Here is a 16,176-nt window from a genome sequence, read left to right as displayed (position 1 = left end):
GATTTATAGTTATTTAGAGATCTAATCTTTCAACGTCAACCTCGGGTGGGAAATTCTTTGTGTTCGAGCGTAAGTCCAGATTGCCGGTAGAATAAGTCCAACCTATAAGGGTCTATGGCAATTTCGGTAGACACTTTCTTTTTGGAACTGAACGGACAGGGTACGCTGCAGGCCCAGATTCAACAGATGATCGCCGAAGGGATTCTGTCAGGCCGGTTCCACGTTGGGGAAAAGCTGCCATCGTCCCGCAAACTTGCCGCGCATCTGGGTGTCAGCCGGATCACCGTCACGTTGGCCTATACCGAGCTATTGGCCAATGACTATCTGACGGCAAAGGGGCGATCTGGCTACTACGTTTCGCAAAATGCTCCGGTTCCGCCGAAATACACACCTGTTCAGCGCAGTGCTGAGACCGTGGATTGGGACACCGCACTGGCGCGACGGTTTTCGGACGGGGATGTTCTTTCCAAACCCAGCGATTGGCGAGATTACCGGTACCCCTTCATCTATGGTCAGGCCGATCGGTCCCTTTTCGACCACGCCAATTGGCGGCTTTGCGCGGTGCGGGCGCTGGGGCACAAAGACTTTGCATCATTGACCGGCGACTATGTGGATCAAGACGATCCGTTGTTGGTTGAGTTTATCGCGCGTCACACCCTGCCCCGCAGAGGCATCGCCGCCAGACCCGAAGAAATACTGATCACGATGGGTGCCCAAAATGCGTTGTGGCTGGCATCGCGCATATTGCTGACCCACAATCGAACGGCAGTGATTGAGGACCCATGCTATTACGCCCTGCGCAGCCTATTGCTGCATTGGGATTGCGATGTCACCCCAATTCCCGTGGACAGGGATGGGTTGCCCCCGGATGCGTTGCCCGAGAATACGGATGTCATCTTCACGACGCCCAGCCACCAAAGCCCGACAACTGCCACCATGCCGGTTAACCGCCGTCATCACCTGCTGGAGCGCGCGAGAGAACTGGATGCCATGGTCGTTGAGGATGACTATGAATTTGAGATGGCCTTTCTGGGTGCCCCTTCACCTGCGTTGAAGTCAATGGATCGGGACGGGCGCGTAATCTATGTGGGCAGCTTCTCAAAATCGCTTTTTCCAGGGCTGCGGCTGGGCTACATGGTCGGGTCCGAGCCCTTTATCCGCGAGGCACGGGCCTTGCGATCGCTGGTCCTGCGCCACCCGCCCGGGCATATCCAACGCACGGCGGCCTATTTCCTGTCCTTGGGCCATTACGATGCGCAAATCCGGCGCATGTCGAAGGTTCTGGCACAACGGCGCGAGACCCTTGATGCCGCCGTTGAAGAACACGGCCTATCCGTAGCCGGGCGCGGGATCATGGGAGGGTCTTCTTTGTGGATGTCGGCGCCCGAACATGTCGACACCACCCAATTGGCGCACAGGCTTCAAAGTCAGAGCGTTCACATAGAACCTGGTGCACCGTTCTTTTCAGGGCCGGATCGACCGCGGAATTTCTATCGCCTCGGCTACTCCTCAATCCCGCAGGAGCGGATCGCGCCGGGCGTAAAAAGGGTCGCTGACGCCATTCGGAACAGCTGAATCCAGTCTGGACCTATCCCGCCGCAGATTCTGGCCCTAACGTGGCCCTGCACCTTGCGCCACAACCATATTCAAAGGCGGGGCCAATGGCCCGGCTTCACCTATCCATGCGCGGAGATCACCCAGATGAAAATGACCACGGAAGAGGCCTTTGTTAAGGTTCTGCAAATGCACGGGATCGAACATGCGTTCGGGATCATCGGCTCGGCCATGATGCCGATCTCGGACCTGTTCCCAAAGGCGGGCATCATGTTCTGGGACTGTGCGCATGAGGGCAGCGCTGGCATGATGGCCGACGGCTATACCCGCGCCACCGGCAAGATGTCGATGATGATCGCGCAAAACGGCCCCGGTATCACCAACTTTGTCACCGCTGTAAAGACGGCCTACTGGAACCACACGCCACTGTTGCTGGTGACGCCACAGGCGGCGAACAAAACCATTGGTCAGGGCGGTTTCCAGGAAGTCGAGCAGATGAAACTGTTCGAAGACATGGTCGCTTATCAGGAAGAGGTCCGGGACCCATCCCGCGTTTGCGAAGTTCTAAACCGCGTGATCATGCAAGCCAAACGCGCAAGCGCACCGGCTCAGCTGAACATCCCTCGCGACATGTGGACTCAGGTCATCGACGTTGACCTGCCAGCAGTCGTCGAGTTCGAGCGCCCCTCGGGCGGCGAAAGCGCTGTGGCGCAGGCGGCCGAGCTGCTGTCCAATGCCAAAAACCCTGTAATCCTGAACGGCGCCGGTGTGGTTCTGTCCGAGGGCGGCATCGAGGCGTCGAAGGATCTGGCCGAACGTCTGGATGCGCCGGTCTGCGTCGGCTACCAGCACAATGATGCTTTCCCGGGCTCGCACCCGCTGTTTGCTGGCCCGCTGGGCTACAACGGCTCGAAGGCCGGGATGGAGCTGATCAGCGAGGCCGATGTGGTCCTGTGCCTCGGCACCCGTCTGAACCCGTTCTCGACCCTGCCAGGCTATGGCATGGAGTACTGGCCCGCCGACGCCAAGATCATTCAGGTCGACATCAACCCCGACCGGATTGGCCTGACCAAGAAGGTCACCGTTGGCGTCATCGGCGATGCCGCCAAGGTAGCCAAAGGTATTCTGGCGCAGCTGAGCGATACGGCAGGCGACACAGACCGTGCGGAACGCAAGGCCAATATCGCACAAAAGAAATCCGCCTGGGCGCAGCAGTTGTCCAGCATGGACCACGAGGATGACGATCCGGGCACCACATGGAACCAGCGCGCACGCGCGGCCAAACCCGACTGGATGAGCCCGCGTATGGCGTGGCGCGCGATCCAGTCCGCCCTGCCGAAAGAGGCGATCATCTCGTCCGATATCGGCAACAACTGCGCTATCGGCAACGCGTATCCATCCTTTGAGGATGGCCGCAAATATCTGGCACCGGGCCTGTTTGGTCCCTGCGGTTACGGTCTGCCGTCGGTCGTCGGCGCCAAGATCGGTAACCCGGATGTACCCGTCGTCGGATTCTCGGGTGACGGTGCCTTTGGCATTGCAGTGAACGAACTGACAGCCATCGGACGCGAGGAATGGCCAGCGATCACCCAGATCGTCTTCCGCAACTATCAGTGGGGCGCCGAAAAGCGGAACTCGACCCTTTGGTTTGATGACAACTTTGTTGGCACTGAGCTGGACACCAAAGTGTCCTATGCCGGGATCGCGCAAGCCTGCGGCCTGAAGGGTGTCGTGGCCCGCACCATGGATGAGCTGACTGCAGCACTGAACCAAGCCATCGAAGATCAAAAGAGCGGTGTCACCACCCTGATCGAAGCCATGATCAACCAGGAACTGGGTGAGCCCTTCCGCCGCGACGCGATGAAGAAACCAGTTGCGGTTGCCGGGATCAGCGCGGACGACATGACCCCGCAGGCCGGGGCGTAACTCGGGTGAAGCCTCTGCGCGCCATTCTCGGGACGGCAAGCGCGTCGGACAAAATCATCGCCCTGTCCGAGGGCGATGATCCCCGCGTTGTCGAAGGGGCCGTCAAGGCCGTCAAAGAGAAGGTCGCGCGGATTATCCTGATCGGAGACAGGGCCGAAGTTTCGGCCCTTCTCGGCACCCACAAGGGTTTCGACCCTGATTGGATCGAAATCCACGATCCTTCAGCCTCGGACCTGACGCCCAACTTGGCGCAGGCGTTGTATGAACGTCGCAAGCACAAAGGCATGACCCTTGAGGATGCGAACCGGCAGATCAGCAACCGGCTGACCTATGCCGCCATGCTTGTGCAGCAGGGCATCGCCGATGGCACCGTGGGAGGCGCGGTCGAAACCACATCCGACACTGTGCGCACCGCTTTGCAGATCATCGGCACTGCACCCGAAGCCGCCATGGTTTCCAGCTTTTTCCTGATGCTGTTCTGCCAGGACCATCACGAGGTCAAAGGCGCCCGCATCTTTGCCGATTGCGGTCTGGTCGTGGACCCGGATGCGCAAGAGATGGCTGAAATCGCCCGCGCTTCGGCAGACTCATACACTACACTGACCGGCGACACGGCGAGGGTGGCGATGCTGTCCTTTTCGACGTCAGGCAGCGCGGAACACCCGAAGGTGTCAAAGGTGGTCGAGGCAACGCAGATCGCACGCGAAAAGGACCCCGCGCTTTTGATTGACGGAGAGCTTCAGTTTGACGCCGCTTTCGTACCGGAAGTCGCAGCGACAAAGGCAACTGACTCCCCGCTTAGAGGCGAAGCGAACGTCTTTGTCTTTCCCAGTTTGAATGCGGGAAACCTTGGCTACAAAATCGCTCAGCGCATCGGAGGGGTCGAGGCGATCGGTCCGGTGCTGCAGGGGTTGGCGAAGCCGGCCAATGACTTGTCGCGTGGCTGCTCGTCCGAGGACATTCTGCACATGATCGCCGTCACCGCCGTTCAGGCGCAACACAATGATGCTGGAACATAAATCACCCCAGCACGCAAAAACGAAAAATTTATTCCGCTTTCATGCCATTTATGGGAATGATCGGATCACAAGCTACAGGGGGCGCTTTTGAACCAGCCAGTCATAGATACCTCGCCCAAGGTCTCGGACGAGGTCCGAAAGACCACCTGCTATATGTGCGCTTGCCGGTGCGGCATTAACGTTCACATCAAGGATGGCAAGGTCGCGTATATCGAGGGCAACCGTGACCACCCCGTCAACAAAGGTGTTCTTTGCGCCAAAGGGTCGGCTGGGATCATGCAGGTCAACGCCCCTTCACGCCTGCGTAAACCGCTACGCCGAGTTGGGCCGCGCGGCTCGGGCGAGTTCCGCGAGATTGAGTGGGACGAAGCGATCAGCACAGCCGTGGGCTGGCTGAACGAATTACACGAGACGGCCCCGCACAAACTGGCCTTCTTCACCGGGCGCGACCAAAGCCAGAGTTTCACCAGCTTTTGGGCGCAGAATTTTGGAACGCCGAACTATGCCGCACATGGCGGGTTCTGCTCGGTCAACATGGCGGCGGGTGGCATCTACACCATGGGCGGGGCGTTTTGGGAATTTGGCCAGCCTGATTGGGACCACACCAAGCTGTTCATGCTGTTCGGCGTGGCCGAGGATCACGACAGCAACCCGATCAAGATGGGCATCGGCAAGATCAAGGCGCGCGGCGCGCGGGTGATCGGGGTGAACCCGATCCGCTCGGGCTATAACGCGGTGGCTGACGATTGGGTCGGCATCACGCCGGGCACCGACGGGCTGTTCATCCTGTCGCTGATCAATGTGCTGATGAAAGCTGGCAAGATCGACCTCGACTACCTTGCCCGTTACACCAACGCGCCGGTCTTGGTGAACGCCGCCGAGGGTCCGGAAAAAGGTCTGTTCCTGCGCGACGCGGACGGCAAACCGCTGGTGATCGACCGCGCAACAGGCGAACCCACGGCCTTTGACAAACCCGGCGTGCGCCCGGACCTGTCGGCCACCTATGACAAAAACGGCGTCACTCACCGCCCTGTCTTCCACCTGATGGCCGAGAAATACCTGTCTGACGAACACGCCCCCGAAAACGTCGCCGAGCGATGTGGCATCCCCGCCAAACGCATCCGCGCCATCGCGGCTGAGATCGCCCGTGTCGCCTTTGACGAGGCTATCGAGCTGGACCACGAGTGGACCGACTTCCGGGGCGAAAAACACAGCAAAATGACCGGCCGCCCCGTCAGCTTCCACGCGATGCGCGGCATCTCGGCCCACGCAAACGGCTTCCAGACCTGTCGCGCCCTGCATGTGCTGCAAATCCTGCTGGGCACGGTTGAGGTGCCCGGCGGTTTCCGCTTCAAACCGCCCTACCCGAAACCCGTCGAGGCGCACCCCACCCCGCACGGCGACCGCCGCCCGGGCCGTCCGTTGGAAGGCCCTCACCTTGGCTTCCCACGCGGCCCCGAGGACCTGCTGCTGAACGAAGACGGCACCGCCCAGCGCATCGACAAAGCGTTCACATGGGAAAACCCGATGTCGGCCCACGGGTTGATGCATATGGTGATCTCGAACGCGGCCGCCGGTGATCCCTACAAGATCGACACGCTGTTCATGTACATGGCGAACATGTCGTGGAACTCCTCCATGAACACCAAAGGCGTGATGGAGATGCTGTCGGCCAAGACCGAAGACGGCAAATACGTCATCCCAAAGATCATCTACTCGGATGCTTACTCCTCGGAAATGGTCGCCTATGCCGACCTGATCCTGCCCGATACCACCTACCTGGAACGGCACGACTGCATCTCGCTGCTGGACCGCCCGATCTGCGAAGCCGACGCCGCCGCCGATGCAATCCGCTGGCCGGTGGTCGAGCCCGACCGCGACGTGCGCGGGTTCCAATCGGTTCTGATCCAACTCGCCAACCGCATGAGCCTGCCCGGCTTCACCAACGAAGACGGCTCGCCCAAATGGAAGGATTACGCCGACTATATCGTCAACCACGAACGCAAACCCGGCATCGGCCCGCTGGCCGGGTTCCGGGGCGAGGATGGCGACAAAGAAGGCCGCGGCGCGGTCAACCCGGACCAGCTGAACCGCTATATCGAAAACGGGGGCTTCTACGTCGCACATATCCCCGAAGGCGCGGATTACTACAAACCCTGGAACACGGCCTATCAGGACTGGGCCGTTGGAATCGGCCTTTATGACAGCCCACAACCTTATCTGTTCCAGCTCTATTCCGAGCCGATGCGTAAATTCCAGCTGGCCGCCGAAGGACACGGAGATCACCAACCCCCCGAGCACCTGCGCCAGCGTATCAATGACGCAATGGACCCGCTTCCGATCTGGTATGAAACCGATCAGCAGGGCAACGAAGGCTTCACCGTCAACGCCCTGACCCAGCGCCCGATGGCCATGTACCACAGCTGGGGAACGCAGAACGCATGGCTAAGGCAGTTGCATGGGCGCAACCCTCTTTACGTACCCACCAAACTGATGCGCGAACACAAACTGCAAGACGGCGACTGGGCCAAAGTCACCTCACCTCATGGTGAAATCACCGTCCCGGTCATGGAAATGGCCGCACTTAATGAAAACACCGTCTGGACGTGGAACGCCATCGGCAAACGCAAAGGCGCATGGGCATTGCAGGAAAACGCGCCAGAGGCCACCAAGGGATTCTTGCTGAACCACCTGATCCACGAACTACTGCCACCTAAAGGCGACGGCATGCGTTGGGCCAATTCAGACCCGATCACAGGTCAGGCCGCGTGGTTCGACCTCAAGGTCAAACTCGAAAAAGCCGACCCACCGACGGACGCACAAAGCCAGCCCGAATTTGCCCCGATCCAATCCCCCGTTGGCACCGGCCCCAAGGATCTGGCATGGAAGGTGGGAAAATGAAAAATATCCGCACTTCATCTGGCCAAAAATATCCCGGGGGTGAATTGAGGCGCAGGCTCAAGAGGGGGCTGGCCCCCTGCCCAACTGCCAAAGCGGAGCTTCGTTGACATGACCCAGCTACCCGAATCCACTGAACGCAAAATGGGTCTGGTCATCGACCTGGATACTTGTGTTGGGTGCCATGCCTGCGTGATCTCCTGCAAAGGCTGGAACACTGAAAACTACGGTGCGCCTCTTTCCGATCAGGATGCCTATGGCGGCAACCCGTCAGGCACTTTCCTGAACCGCGTGCATTCCTACGAAGTGCAGCCCGAACAAGGGCCCGCACAGCTGATCCACTTCCCAAAATCCTGCCTGCATTGCGAGGATGCCCCCTGCGTGACGGTTTGCCCAACCGGAGCAAGCTACAAACGTGTCGAAGATGGCATTGTCCTCGTCAACGAAAGCGATTGCATCGGGTGCGGGTTGTGCGCGTGGTCCTGTCCCTATGGCGCGCGCGAAATGGACTTGGCCGAAGGCGTGATGAAGAAATGCACGCTTTGTGTTGACCGTATCTATAACGAAAACCTGCCCGAGGTAGATCGCGTCCCGTCCTGCGTACGCACCTGCCCGGCGGGCGCACGTCATTTCGGTGATCTCGGCGACCCTGACAGCGATGTCAGCAAACTGGTAGCCGAACGCGAGGGCATGGACCTGATGCCTGAAATGGGCACCAAACCCGTCAACAAATACCTGCCACCGCGACCCAAGGATCAGATCGAGGACCAGATCGACATTCTGGCCCCCCTGCTGGCCCCCGTCGCCGAGGAGCCGAAAGGGTTCCTGGGCTGGCTGGACAAAGCACTGGAGAAGCTCTGATGCATCCAGCCCCTTCTGTTATTATCTTTACGACACTGTCTGGTCTGGGCTTTGGTCTGCTGTTTTTTCTGGGTCTGGGATTGCCGGACGTTACAGGATGGGTAGCGTTTGTATTTTACCTAATCGCCTTTGGCTTGTCAGTTGGTGGGTTGATGGCCTCGACCTTCCACCTCGGGCACCCCGAACGCGCCCTTAAGGCATTCACGCAATGGCGGTCCAGCTGGCTGAGTCGCGAGGGCTGGTGCGCGGTGATCGCGCTGATTGTCATGGGGCTCTATGCGCTCGGTCCGATTTTTCTGGGGCAGCGGTGGGCGTTTCTGGGGTTAATTGGCGCTGTGTTTTCGGTCGCGACAGTCTTTACAACATCTATGATCTACACACAGCTCAAGACTATCCCACGCTGGAATTCTCAGTTCACGCCTGCAATGTTCCTTGGTTACAGTATCGCCGGTGGGTCATTGCTTGCAGGTCAAGTGACGCTTGCGATCCCATTGCTTGTTATTGCGGCGACCATTCAGGCGTTGACATGGTGGGCAGGCGACAAAGCTTTCGGGAATTCTGGGACGAATTTACAGACGGCAACCGGCTTGGGCAATATTGGAACGGTGCGTGCCTTTGAACCACCCCATACGGGTACAAACTATCTCTTGAATGAATTCGTCCATATTGTAGGCCGAAAGCATGCGGAAAAGCTGCGTGTTATCTCGTTTGTACTTGCCTTCATGATCCCGGTTGTCTTGTTGCTTTTGCCGTTCGGGCATTTCTTTGCTGCACTGGCCGTGCTGTCGCATATCGCCGGGGTTGCGGTTTCCAGATGGCTGTTTTTCGCACAGGCTGAACATGTCGTAGGGTTGTACTACGGCAAACGCTAAAGAAGGGGGCCAGCCCCCTTCTTGGTCTTTCAGACCAATTCATCCCCCGGGATATTTTTGGCCAGATGAAGCTCGGATCGCGCCTGCAAAGACGGCGTTACAGCGACCCGGCGTGGCGCAGCGCGGAATCGATAGCTTCTTTGGTGCTGTCATCCAGCTCAGTCAGTGGCGAACGGACCTCGGCGCTGCAAAGTCCAAGCTTGTTCAACGCATATTTCGCGCCGACCAAACCGGGCTCGATAAAGATGGCCTCATGCAGCGGCATCAGACGATCTTGGTATTCCAGCGCTTTGGCATAGTCGCCGTCCAGTGTGGCCTGTTGAAACTCGGCGCATAGTTTGGGCGCGACGTTTGCCGTGACCGATATGCAGCCGACGCCACCGTGTGCGTTGAAGCCGAGCGCAGTCGCGTCTTCGCCTGACAACTGGCAAAAATCCGGGCCACAAGACGCGCGTTGTTGGCTGACGCGGGCCAGATCGCCGGTCGCGTCTTTGACCCCTATGATGCGTGGCAATTCAGACAGTTCGCCCATCGTTTCGGGTGTCATATCGATGACAGAGCGTCCGGGAATATTGTAGATGATGATTGGAATATCCGCGCAGTCGTGCAGTGCCCGGAAATGCGCGATCAGGCCCTTTTGTGTGGGCTTGTTGTAATAGGGTGTCACCACCAGCGCGGCGTCTGCTCCAACTTTCTGCGCAAATTGTACAAAGCGGATCGCCTCAACCGTGTTGTTCGATCCGGCCCCGGCAATCACCGGCACGCGACCAGCAGAGGCCTGAACGACCTGCTCGACGACGGTTTCATGCTCATCATGGCTCAGCGTTGGGCTTTCACCTGTGGTGCCAACGGGCACCAGCCCCGTAGAGCCCTCCTGAATGTGCCATTCCACCAAATGTTTGAGCGTCTTCAGGTCCAACTCGCCGTTGCTGAACGGGGTGACGAGGGCTGGCATTGAGCCTTTGAACATGACACGCTCCTTCTGTGCGCGGTTGGCAAATTTTGCGTCACAGGTCATCACAATCTTTGCGATGTGAGTTGATCCCCGCGGCACAAGGTTTATCCTGAATGGCTCTATCCTTGGTTGGTTGGGAAATGCAAGGCATGACACGCGTTCTGACGCTTTTGGTAGTAGTGATTCTGGCAACAACCGGCGCTGCCCGGGCGGACGCAGTCGATGATCTGCGGGCTGGATTGTCCGAAATGCGCAAAGGTGACTGGAATGCCGCGCTTCGCGAGTCGGGCGAACGCGGGTCGGTCTCGCGTGACATCATAGTCTGGCATTGGCTGCGCGAGGGATTCGGCAGCTCTGGCGATGTGCTGGTTTTCCTGGAACGCAGACCGGATTGGCCCGGGTTGGCCTGGTTGCGCCGCAAAAGCGAACCCGCTTTTACCGGTGCTGACCCCGACCGGGCCATAAAGTTCTACGCGGACGTGCCCCCGCAAACTGCGGAAGGTGCGTTGAACTATGCCGTCGCCCTCAAGGCAAAAGGGCGTCAGGGGGATGCCGAGGCTGATCTTGTGACCGCGTGGCACACGATGGCGATGGGGGCCGGTCAGCAAAAGAACTATCTGGAAAACTTTGCAACTTTGTTGAAACCCCACCATTCAGCTCGTTTGGACAGAATGTTATGGGATGGGAACCTTGTCAGCGCCGGGCAGATGTTGCCACTGGTCAGTTCGGATGAACGCAAACTGGCCGAGGCGCGCATCGCCCTGCAAAAACGCCAACCTGGTGTAGACGCCAAGGTTGCAGCTGTTCCAAAGTCCCTGGCCAATGCGCCCGGCCTTGCGTTTGACCGGTTTGTCTGGCGGGATCAGAAAGAACTGGATGACAGCGCCATCGATTTGATGCTGGAACGTTCGACCGGGCCAGACGCGTTGGGTGAGCCTGACAAATGGGCTGAGGGCCGCCGTCGTCTTGCCCGGCTGGAGATGCGCAACGGCAGCGCGACACGGGCCTATCAGATCGCCGCCAATCACCACATGACCCCTGAAATGGGATATGGCTACGCCGATCTGGAATGGTTGGCCGGGTTTCTCGCCCTGCGTAAGCTGAACGACCCGGCAACTGCCGTTCGCCATTTTCAGAATTTCTCGGATGCGGTGCAGTCGCCGATTTCCAAAGGGCGTGGCGGGTATTGGCTGGGTCGCGCCTATGCGGCGCAAGGAGATGCAGACAAAGCCTATGAAGCATATGCAATGGGCGCAGATTACCAAACATCATTCTATGGGCTGCTGGCGGCTGAACGGATCGGGCGTCCCTTTGACAGCGAACTGGCCAATCCCCGGCGGGCGCCACATTGGAAGCAAGCCGATTTTGCGGACTCCAGCGTCTTGGAAGCTGGGCTTCTGCTGCTGCGTGCGGGGGAAGACAACCTCTCGGAAAGGTTTCTGACCCATTTAGTGGAGGATCTGGACACCACGCAAGCCAACCAGCTGGGTGATCTGGTCATTGAACTGAAAGAGCCTCACCTGGCCGTCATGATCGCAAAACGCGCGGCGAAGACAGGGGTCGTGCTGCCAGCGGCCTATTACCCCGTTCATCCCGTGGCTGATCTGGGATTGCCGATGGCGAAAGAGATGACATTGGCGATTGCACGGCGCGAAAGTGAGTTTGACCCGGTGGTGATCAGCGGGGCCGGTGCACGTGGCTTGATGCAAGTGATGCCTGCAACAGCGCAGTTGGTGGCCAAAAATATGGGGATTCTCAGCGGGCATAAAACCGGCAAGCTTACGTCCGATTGGCAATACAACGCCAAGCTGGGCGCGAATTACCTGTCCACCCTATCTGCGAACTTCAATGGGAACGTCGTCATGATGGCTGCGGGCTACAATGCTGGCCCGCGCCGTCCGATCTCGTGGATGGAACGGTACGGTGACCCGCGCGCGGGCGAGATCGACATGGTGGACTGGATCGAAACCATTCCCTTTAGCGAAACGCGAAATTACGTCATGCGCGTGGCCGAAAGCCTGCCGGTTTACCGTGCCCGTTTGGGGCAGCCGCCATTGCCGATTCCGTTTTCGCAAGAGCTGATCGGCTCAACTCTGGCGTCGTTCGCGCCATAGGGTGAACAGACCTGCAGCAATCACAAGTGTGGCCCCGATCACCACTGCGGGGCGCAGTGCCTCTCCAAAGATCGAAATGCCAAGGATCGCGCTCCACATCAGGTGGAAATAGGCGAAAGGCTGCACTGCGCTGGCCTCGGCCATCTCGTAGCACTTGATCAATAACCAATGGCCCAACGCACCGCTGAGGCACAAGAGACCCATCCAGACCCAGTCACCGCTTTCCATCGGCTCCCAAAACCACAATCCAATGCATGTCATCGCGGCCGCCCCTGCGACACCGGTCCAAAAAAAGCTGGTTGCCGTGCTGTCACGCCGGGCGGCATAGCGGGTCAGAAGGCCGTAAATGGCAAACATGAAGGCCGAGATCAGCGGAATCACAGCCCACGGGTTAAACACGCCCATACCTGGCTGCAGAATGACCAGCACTCCGACACAGCCGACACCGATTGCAGCCCATCGCCGCCATCCGACCTTTTCCCCCAAGACCGGGCCACTGAGGGCGGCAATCAACAGTGGGTAGCAGATGAAAACCGCCTGGCTTTCGATCAGTCCCAGAATGGTAAAGGCGTAGACGGCGACGCAGACCTCGCCGGCCAACAGAACGCCGCGCAGTATTTGCAGGCCCAACTGGCTGGTGCGGGCTGTCGACTGAAGCCCGCCGGGCGCTCGCAGTGCCAATACGACGACGAACGCCCCAAAGAACCAGTAGCGGATCATTACGACCATGTAGGTGTTATACGTCCCCGCGAGATGGCGCGAGATTCCGTCCTGTAACGCAAACACCACCGTAGCTGCGATCATCAGCGCAATTCCGGCACGGGTATTGTTCTGCTGCGTCATGCCTTGGTGGCCCGCGTCATATGGCGTTTGCGACCGAATCCTGACGTGCGCGTAACCGAAAATCCAGCATCTGAAAGCCCCCGCCTGACGAAACCAGCCGCTGTGTACGTGGCCGCTGTACCACCACTCACCGTATGGTCGGCGACATGCTGCATCAGATCTGCGCCCCACAGTTCGGGGTTTTTGGCGGGGGAAAACCCGTCCAAAAACCATGCGTCGGCCTGACCGGACCAATCCGACAGGGTCTGGCGGGCGTCGCCCTCAATGACCTCCAGACGCAGGGTTTCCAATTCGCAGTGTCCACCCTTCCAAACTGCAAGAAACCGTTCAGCCCAGTCAGAAAGTTCCGGAAAAGCGCTGAGCGCGCGCGCCATATCGGCCTGTTGCATCGGAAACGCTTCGAAACTGGTAAATGTCAAAGGCGAGGTCTGCCCCGACTTTTCCCATTCAGACCAAGCTGTCAGCATATTCAAGCCAGTTCCAAACCCAAGCTCGGCTATGCGAAATCCCGGCGCGAACCGCGCTGGCAGGTCATTGCCCGCCAAAAACACATGGCGCGTTTCCTCAAGCCCATTCTGTAACGAGAAATAGGGATCGTCAAAGCGATCCGAGACTGGGACCTGGCCCTCTCTCCACGTCAGTTCGGCATGCTGGTCTGCCATCCGGGAATCCTGTAGCTAAGCGGCGCGACACTGAAGAATGAAAAGGGGATTGGCAATGGTCGATGTGACGGTCCGCGGTGCGGGCATCTTTGGCCTATCCATTGCCTGGGTCTGCGCAAAGCGCGGTGCAAAGGTTCAGGTCATCGACCCGTACGGCCCCGGAGCCGGGTCCAGCGGCGGGCTTGTTGGTGCATTGGCCCCGCATGTACCCGAGAATTGGAATGCCAAGAAAGCGTTTCAGTTCGACAGCCTGATCATGGCTGAGCCATTCTGGAAACATGTTGAGGCGACTGGTGGAGTTTCGTCCGGATATGCGCGCTTGGGTCGGTTGCAGCCCATTGCAGACGCCCGCACGCTTGAACTTGCGCATGCGCGGGCGAAAACCGCCGCCACCTTGTGGCAGGGCAAGGCGGAATGGACCGTCCTCAGCACCAACGACATCGGTGCGTGGTGTCCCCCCAGCCCGACCGGGTATGTAATTCATGACACCCTGAGTGCACGAATGCACCCGCGCAAAGCCTGTGCCGCCCTTACGGCGGCGCTGGCGGTTTTAGGCGTGCAGGTGGTGCAAGAGGCCCCCGATGGCGGGCGCGTCGTCCAAGCCACTGGCCTCGCCGGGTTGCAGGAACTGAGCGACGCTTTTGGTAAGACAGTCGGCAATGGCGTGAAAGGTCAGGCGGCGCTTTTGCGGTTCGATGCTGGTGAGGTTCCGCAGCTATTTGCAGACGCTGTGCATATCGTACCCCACGCGGACGGCACGTTGGCGATCGGATCAACATCGGAACGCGAGTATGACAACCCCACCAGCACTGACGCTGCCTTGGACGACGTCATTGATCGCGCCACCCGCGCCTTGCCACTGCTGCACGGGGCCGAGGTGATTGAACGCTGGGCCGGTGTGCGTCCGCGCAGCAAAAGCCGCGCGCCAATGCTGGGCGCACACCCACTATACCCCGACCACTTCATCGCCAATGGTGGGTTTAAAATCGGGTTCGGCATGGCACCCAAGGTGGCCGAAGTTATGGCCGATCTTATTCTGGACGGAGTTGACGGTATTCCCGCCGACTTCCGCCCCGAGGCATCACTCTGAGCTGGGAACAGCTTTGGCGCTCATGCATTGTCGCCCGTCCGGGCCGCGCACCCACAGATCACTTCCCGAACGGCATAATGTGGCCGATTCAAAATGCATCAAAGGCGAAGATGCGCGGAACGAAAATTGCGCCAATGGCCCCATCAGGTCTTGTGCAAACAGCATCAGATGCTGCGCCAACAGCGGGCCATGCACGACCAATCCCGCGTATCCCTCAACATCTCTGGCGTAGTCGAGGTCGTAGTGAATGCGATGGCCGTTGAAGGTAAGTGCCGAATACCGAAACAGCTGCGTCGTGTCGAAAGATACAACCCGTACATCCGAGGCATCCGTGCGCGCCGTCGGTGCAATTGGCTTAACCTCATCCGGTGCGGGGTCGTTGCGGTACACCAAATCCTGCCATTCGGTCAGACACAGCACGCCTTCCTGCCAGATTTCATGGCGCAGAGTAACAAAGCCTAATGGCCCGCTGCGCCCGGGTTTCGTTGTCGAGATTTCGCAAGATGAACGCCGTTCAGCCGGAGTGCCCGCAACCAGGGGGGCGGTGAATTGCAACCGACCCCCGGCCCACATTCTGCGCGGCAAACCCATGTCAGGGATCAGGCCCCCGACCTTGGGATGCCCATCGCGCCCTAACCCCTCGGGTGGTTGCGGGGACCAGAAATAAAGGTGATGAAAAAACGGCGGCAAAGCCACACCCGCCCCGACAGAAATCGGAAGCCCTAGCGCCACCTGCAAAGCAGTGGCCCGGGCTGGATCGATCAGGTCTGATTGGGTTTCTTGTGACATTGCCTCAAGCTAGATTGCCGCCCCCAAAGGGGCAAGCTATTGAGGGCGTTCAGAAACCGGCTTCTGAACGCAGTTTCAGCATCAAAGTCTCAAGCGCTTTTTCATAGCGCTCGCTGACCAGTCGACCTTGCTCGTCAAACTCGTTGGAACTGTCGGCCAGGTGGATTTCCGGGCCCTGCAGGATACGCGTCTGAAACGGGACCATAAAGCTGCGCAAGATCATCTGCGCGCGCTCACCGCCTGCACGGCCTGCGGCGGCGGACATAACCGCCACGGGTTTGTTCGCCCAAGGGTTGCCCTGTGTCCGGCTCACCCAATCCAATGCGTTTTTCAGCACACCTGACGGCCCCTTGTTGTATTCCGGGGTCGAAATGATCACAGCGTCGGCCTGCGCAATTTGATCGGAAAGGGTTTGAACCGCGGCGGGGATACCCTCGCCATTCTCAATATCTCCGTCATACAACGGCAGGTTCAGATCCGCTTCGATATGAGTGCCCGGAGAAAACAACCGCGCCGCTTCGCGCAGCAGTTTGCGGTTGGTTGCGGTTTGACGCAAAGAACCCGACAGGCTCAGAAGGATCGGTTCGGACATG

The 16,176-nt window shown here is 59.0% G+C and carries 13 protein-coding genes; 8 read left to right on the top strand and 5 right to left on the bottom strand.

Annotated features, from left to right (window positions below):
* Window positions 1-114 precede the first annotated feature (114 nt).
* The 6 genes from pdxR (at window position 115) to ACR0DG_RS13875 (ending at window position 9,130) form a co-directional block, all read left to right on the top strand.
* Window positions 115-1,575: a MocR-like pyridoxine biosynthesis transcription factor PdxR gene (gene pdxR, locus ACR0DG_RS13900; RefSeq protein ID WP_480697944.1), complete on the top strand. Its 1,461-nt coding sequence runs from the start codon at window positions 115-117 to the stop codon at window positions 1,573-1,575.
* Between the two features lie 126 nt (window positions 1,576-1,701).
* A complete protein-coding gene (gene xsc / locus ACR0DG_RS13895) occupies window positions 1,702-3,480 on the top strand; it encodes a sulfoacetaldehyde acetyltransferase (RefSeq protein WP_480697945.1) in 1,779 nt (592 codons plus the stop codon).
* 5 nt (window positions 3,481-3,485) lie between these two features.
* Window positions 3,486-4,499, top strand: a complete 1,014-nt coding sequence (gene pta / locus ACR0DG_RS13890) for a phosphate acetyltransferase (RefSeq protein WP_480697946.1) — start codon at window positions 3,486-3,488, stop codon at window positions 4,497-4,499.
* Between the two features lie 87 nt (window positions 4,500-4,586).
* Window positions 4,587-7,400 (top strand): molybdopterin oxidoreductase family protein, encoded by a 2,814-nt coding sequence (locus ACR0DG_RS13885; protein WP_480697947.1) that lies wholly within the window; start codon window positions 4,587-4,589, stop codon window positions 7,398-7,400.
* Between the two features lie 108 nt (window positions 7,401-7,508).
* Entirely contained in the window at window positions 7,509-8,258 is a 750-nt protein-coding gene (locus tag ACR0DG_RS13880) for a 4Fe-4S dicluster domain-containing protein (RefSeq protein ID WP_480697948.1), read from the top strand.
* Complete coding sequence (locus ACR0DG_RS13875; RefSeq protein WP_480697949.1) at window positions 8,258-9,130, top strand: dimethyl sulfoxide reductase anchor subunit family protein; 873 nt, start codon at window positions 8,258-8,260, stop codon at window positions 9,128-9,130. The genes ACR0DG_RS13880 and ACR0DG_RS13875 overlap by 1 nt, the downstream gene beginning before the upstream one ends.
* A gap of 97 nt (window positions 9,131-9,227) precedes the next feature.
* Here the strand turns inward: ACR0DG_RS13875 and dapA are convergent, their stop codons facing one another.
* A complete protein-coding gene (dapA, locus tag ACR0DG_RS13870; protein WP_480697950.1) occupies window positions 9,228-10,100 on the bottom strand; it encodes a 4-hydroxy-tetrahydrodipicolinate synthase in 873 nt (290 codons plus the stop codon).
* Window positions 10,101-10,234: 134 nt separating this feature from the next.
* On the opposite strand from dapA, the gene ACR0DG_RS13865 reads away from it, so the two are divergent.
* A complete protein-coding gene (locus tag ACR0DG_RS13865) occupies window positions 10,235-12,199 on the top strand; it encodes a lytic transglycosylase domain-containing protein (RefSeq protein ID WP_480698132.1) in 1,965 nt (654 codons plus the stop codon).
* Here ACR0DG_RS13865 and ACR0DG_RS13860 read toward each other — a convergent pair.
* Complete coding sequence (locus ACR0DG_RS13860) at window positions 12,173-13,042, bottom strand: DMT family transporter (RefSeq protein ID WP_480697951.1); 870 nt, start codon at window positions 13,040-13,042, stop codon at window positions 12,173-12,175. The genes ACR0DG_RS13865 and ACR0DG_RS13860 overlap by 27 nt on opposite strands.
* On the bottom strand, window positions 13,039-13,704 hold the full coding sequence (gene mnmC2, locus ACR0DG_RS13855; RefSeq protein ID WP_480697952.1) for a tRNA (5-methylaminomethyl-2-thiouridine)(34)-methyltransferase MnmC2: 666 nt from the start codon (window positions 13,702-13,704) through the stop codon (window positions 13,039-13,041). The genes ACR0DG_RS13860 and mnmC2 overlap by 4 nt, the downstream gene beginning before the upstream one ends.
* A gap of 55 nt (window positions 13,705-13,759) precedes the next feature.
* Between mnmC2 and ACR0DG_RS13850 the strand changes: the two genes are divergently transcribed.
* Complete coding sequence (locus tag ACR0DG_RS13850) at window positions 13,760-14,794, top strand: NAD(P)/FAD-dependent oxidoreductase (protein ID WP_480697953.1); 1,035 nt, start codon at window positions 13,760-13,762, stop codon at window positions 14,792-14,794.
* Here the strand turns inward: ACR0DG_RS13850 and ACR0DG_RS13845 are convergent.
* Together ACR0DG_RS13845 and ACR0DG_RS13840 are read right to left on the bottom strand one after the other, a co-directional pair.
* Window positions 14,786-15,583, bottom strand: coding sequence for an HTD2 family dehydratase (locus ACR0DG_RS13845; protein WP_480697954.1), 798 nt, complete (start codon window positions 15,581-15,583; stop codon window positions 14,786-14,788). The two genes, ACR0DG_RS13850 and ACR0DG_RS13845, sit on opposite strands and share 9 nt — an antisense overlap.
* 49 nt (window positions 15,584-15,632) lie before the next feature.
* On the bottom strand, window positions 15,633-16,175 hold the full coding sequence (locus ACR0DG_RS13840) for an NADPH-dependent FMN reductase (protein WP_480697955.1): 543 nt from the start codon (window positions 16,173-16,175) through the stop codon (window positions 15,633-15,635).
* Window position 16,176: the final 1 nt, after the last annotated feature.

It is taken from the genome of Ruegeria sp. BG8 (assembly GCF_056538325.1).
This window is presented reverse-complemented; position numbering and strand designations above follow the sequence as displayed.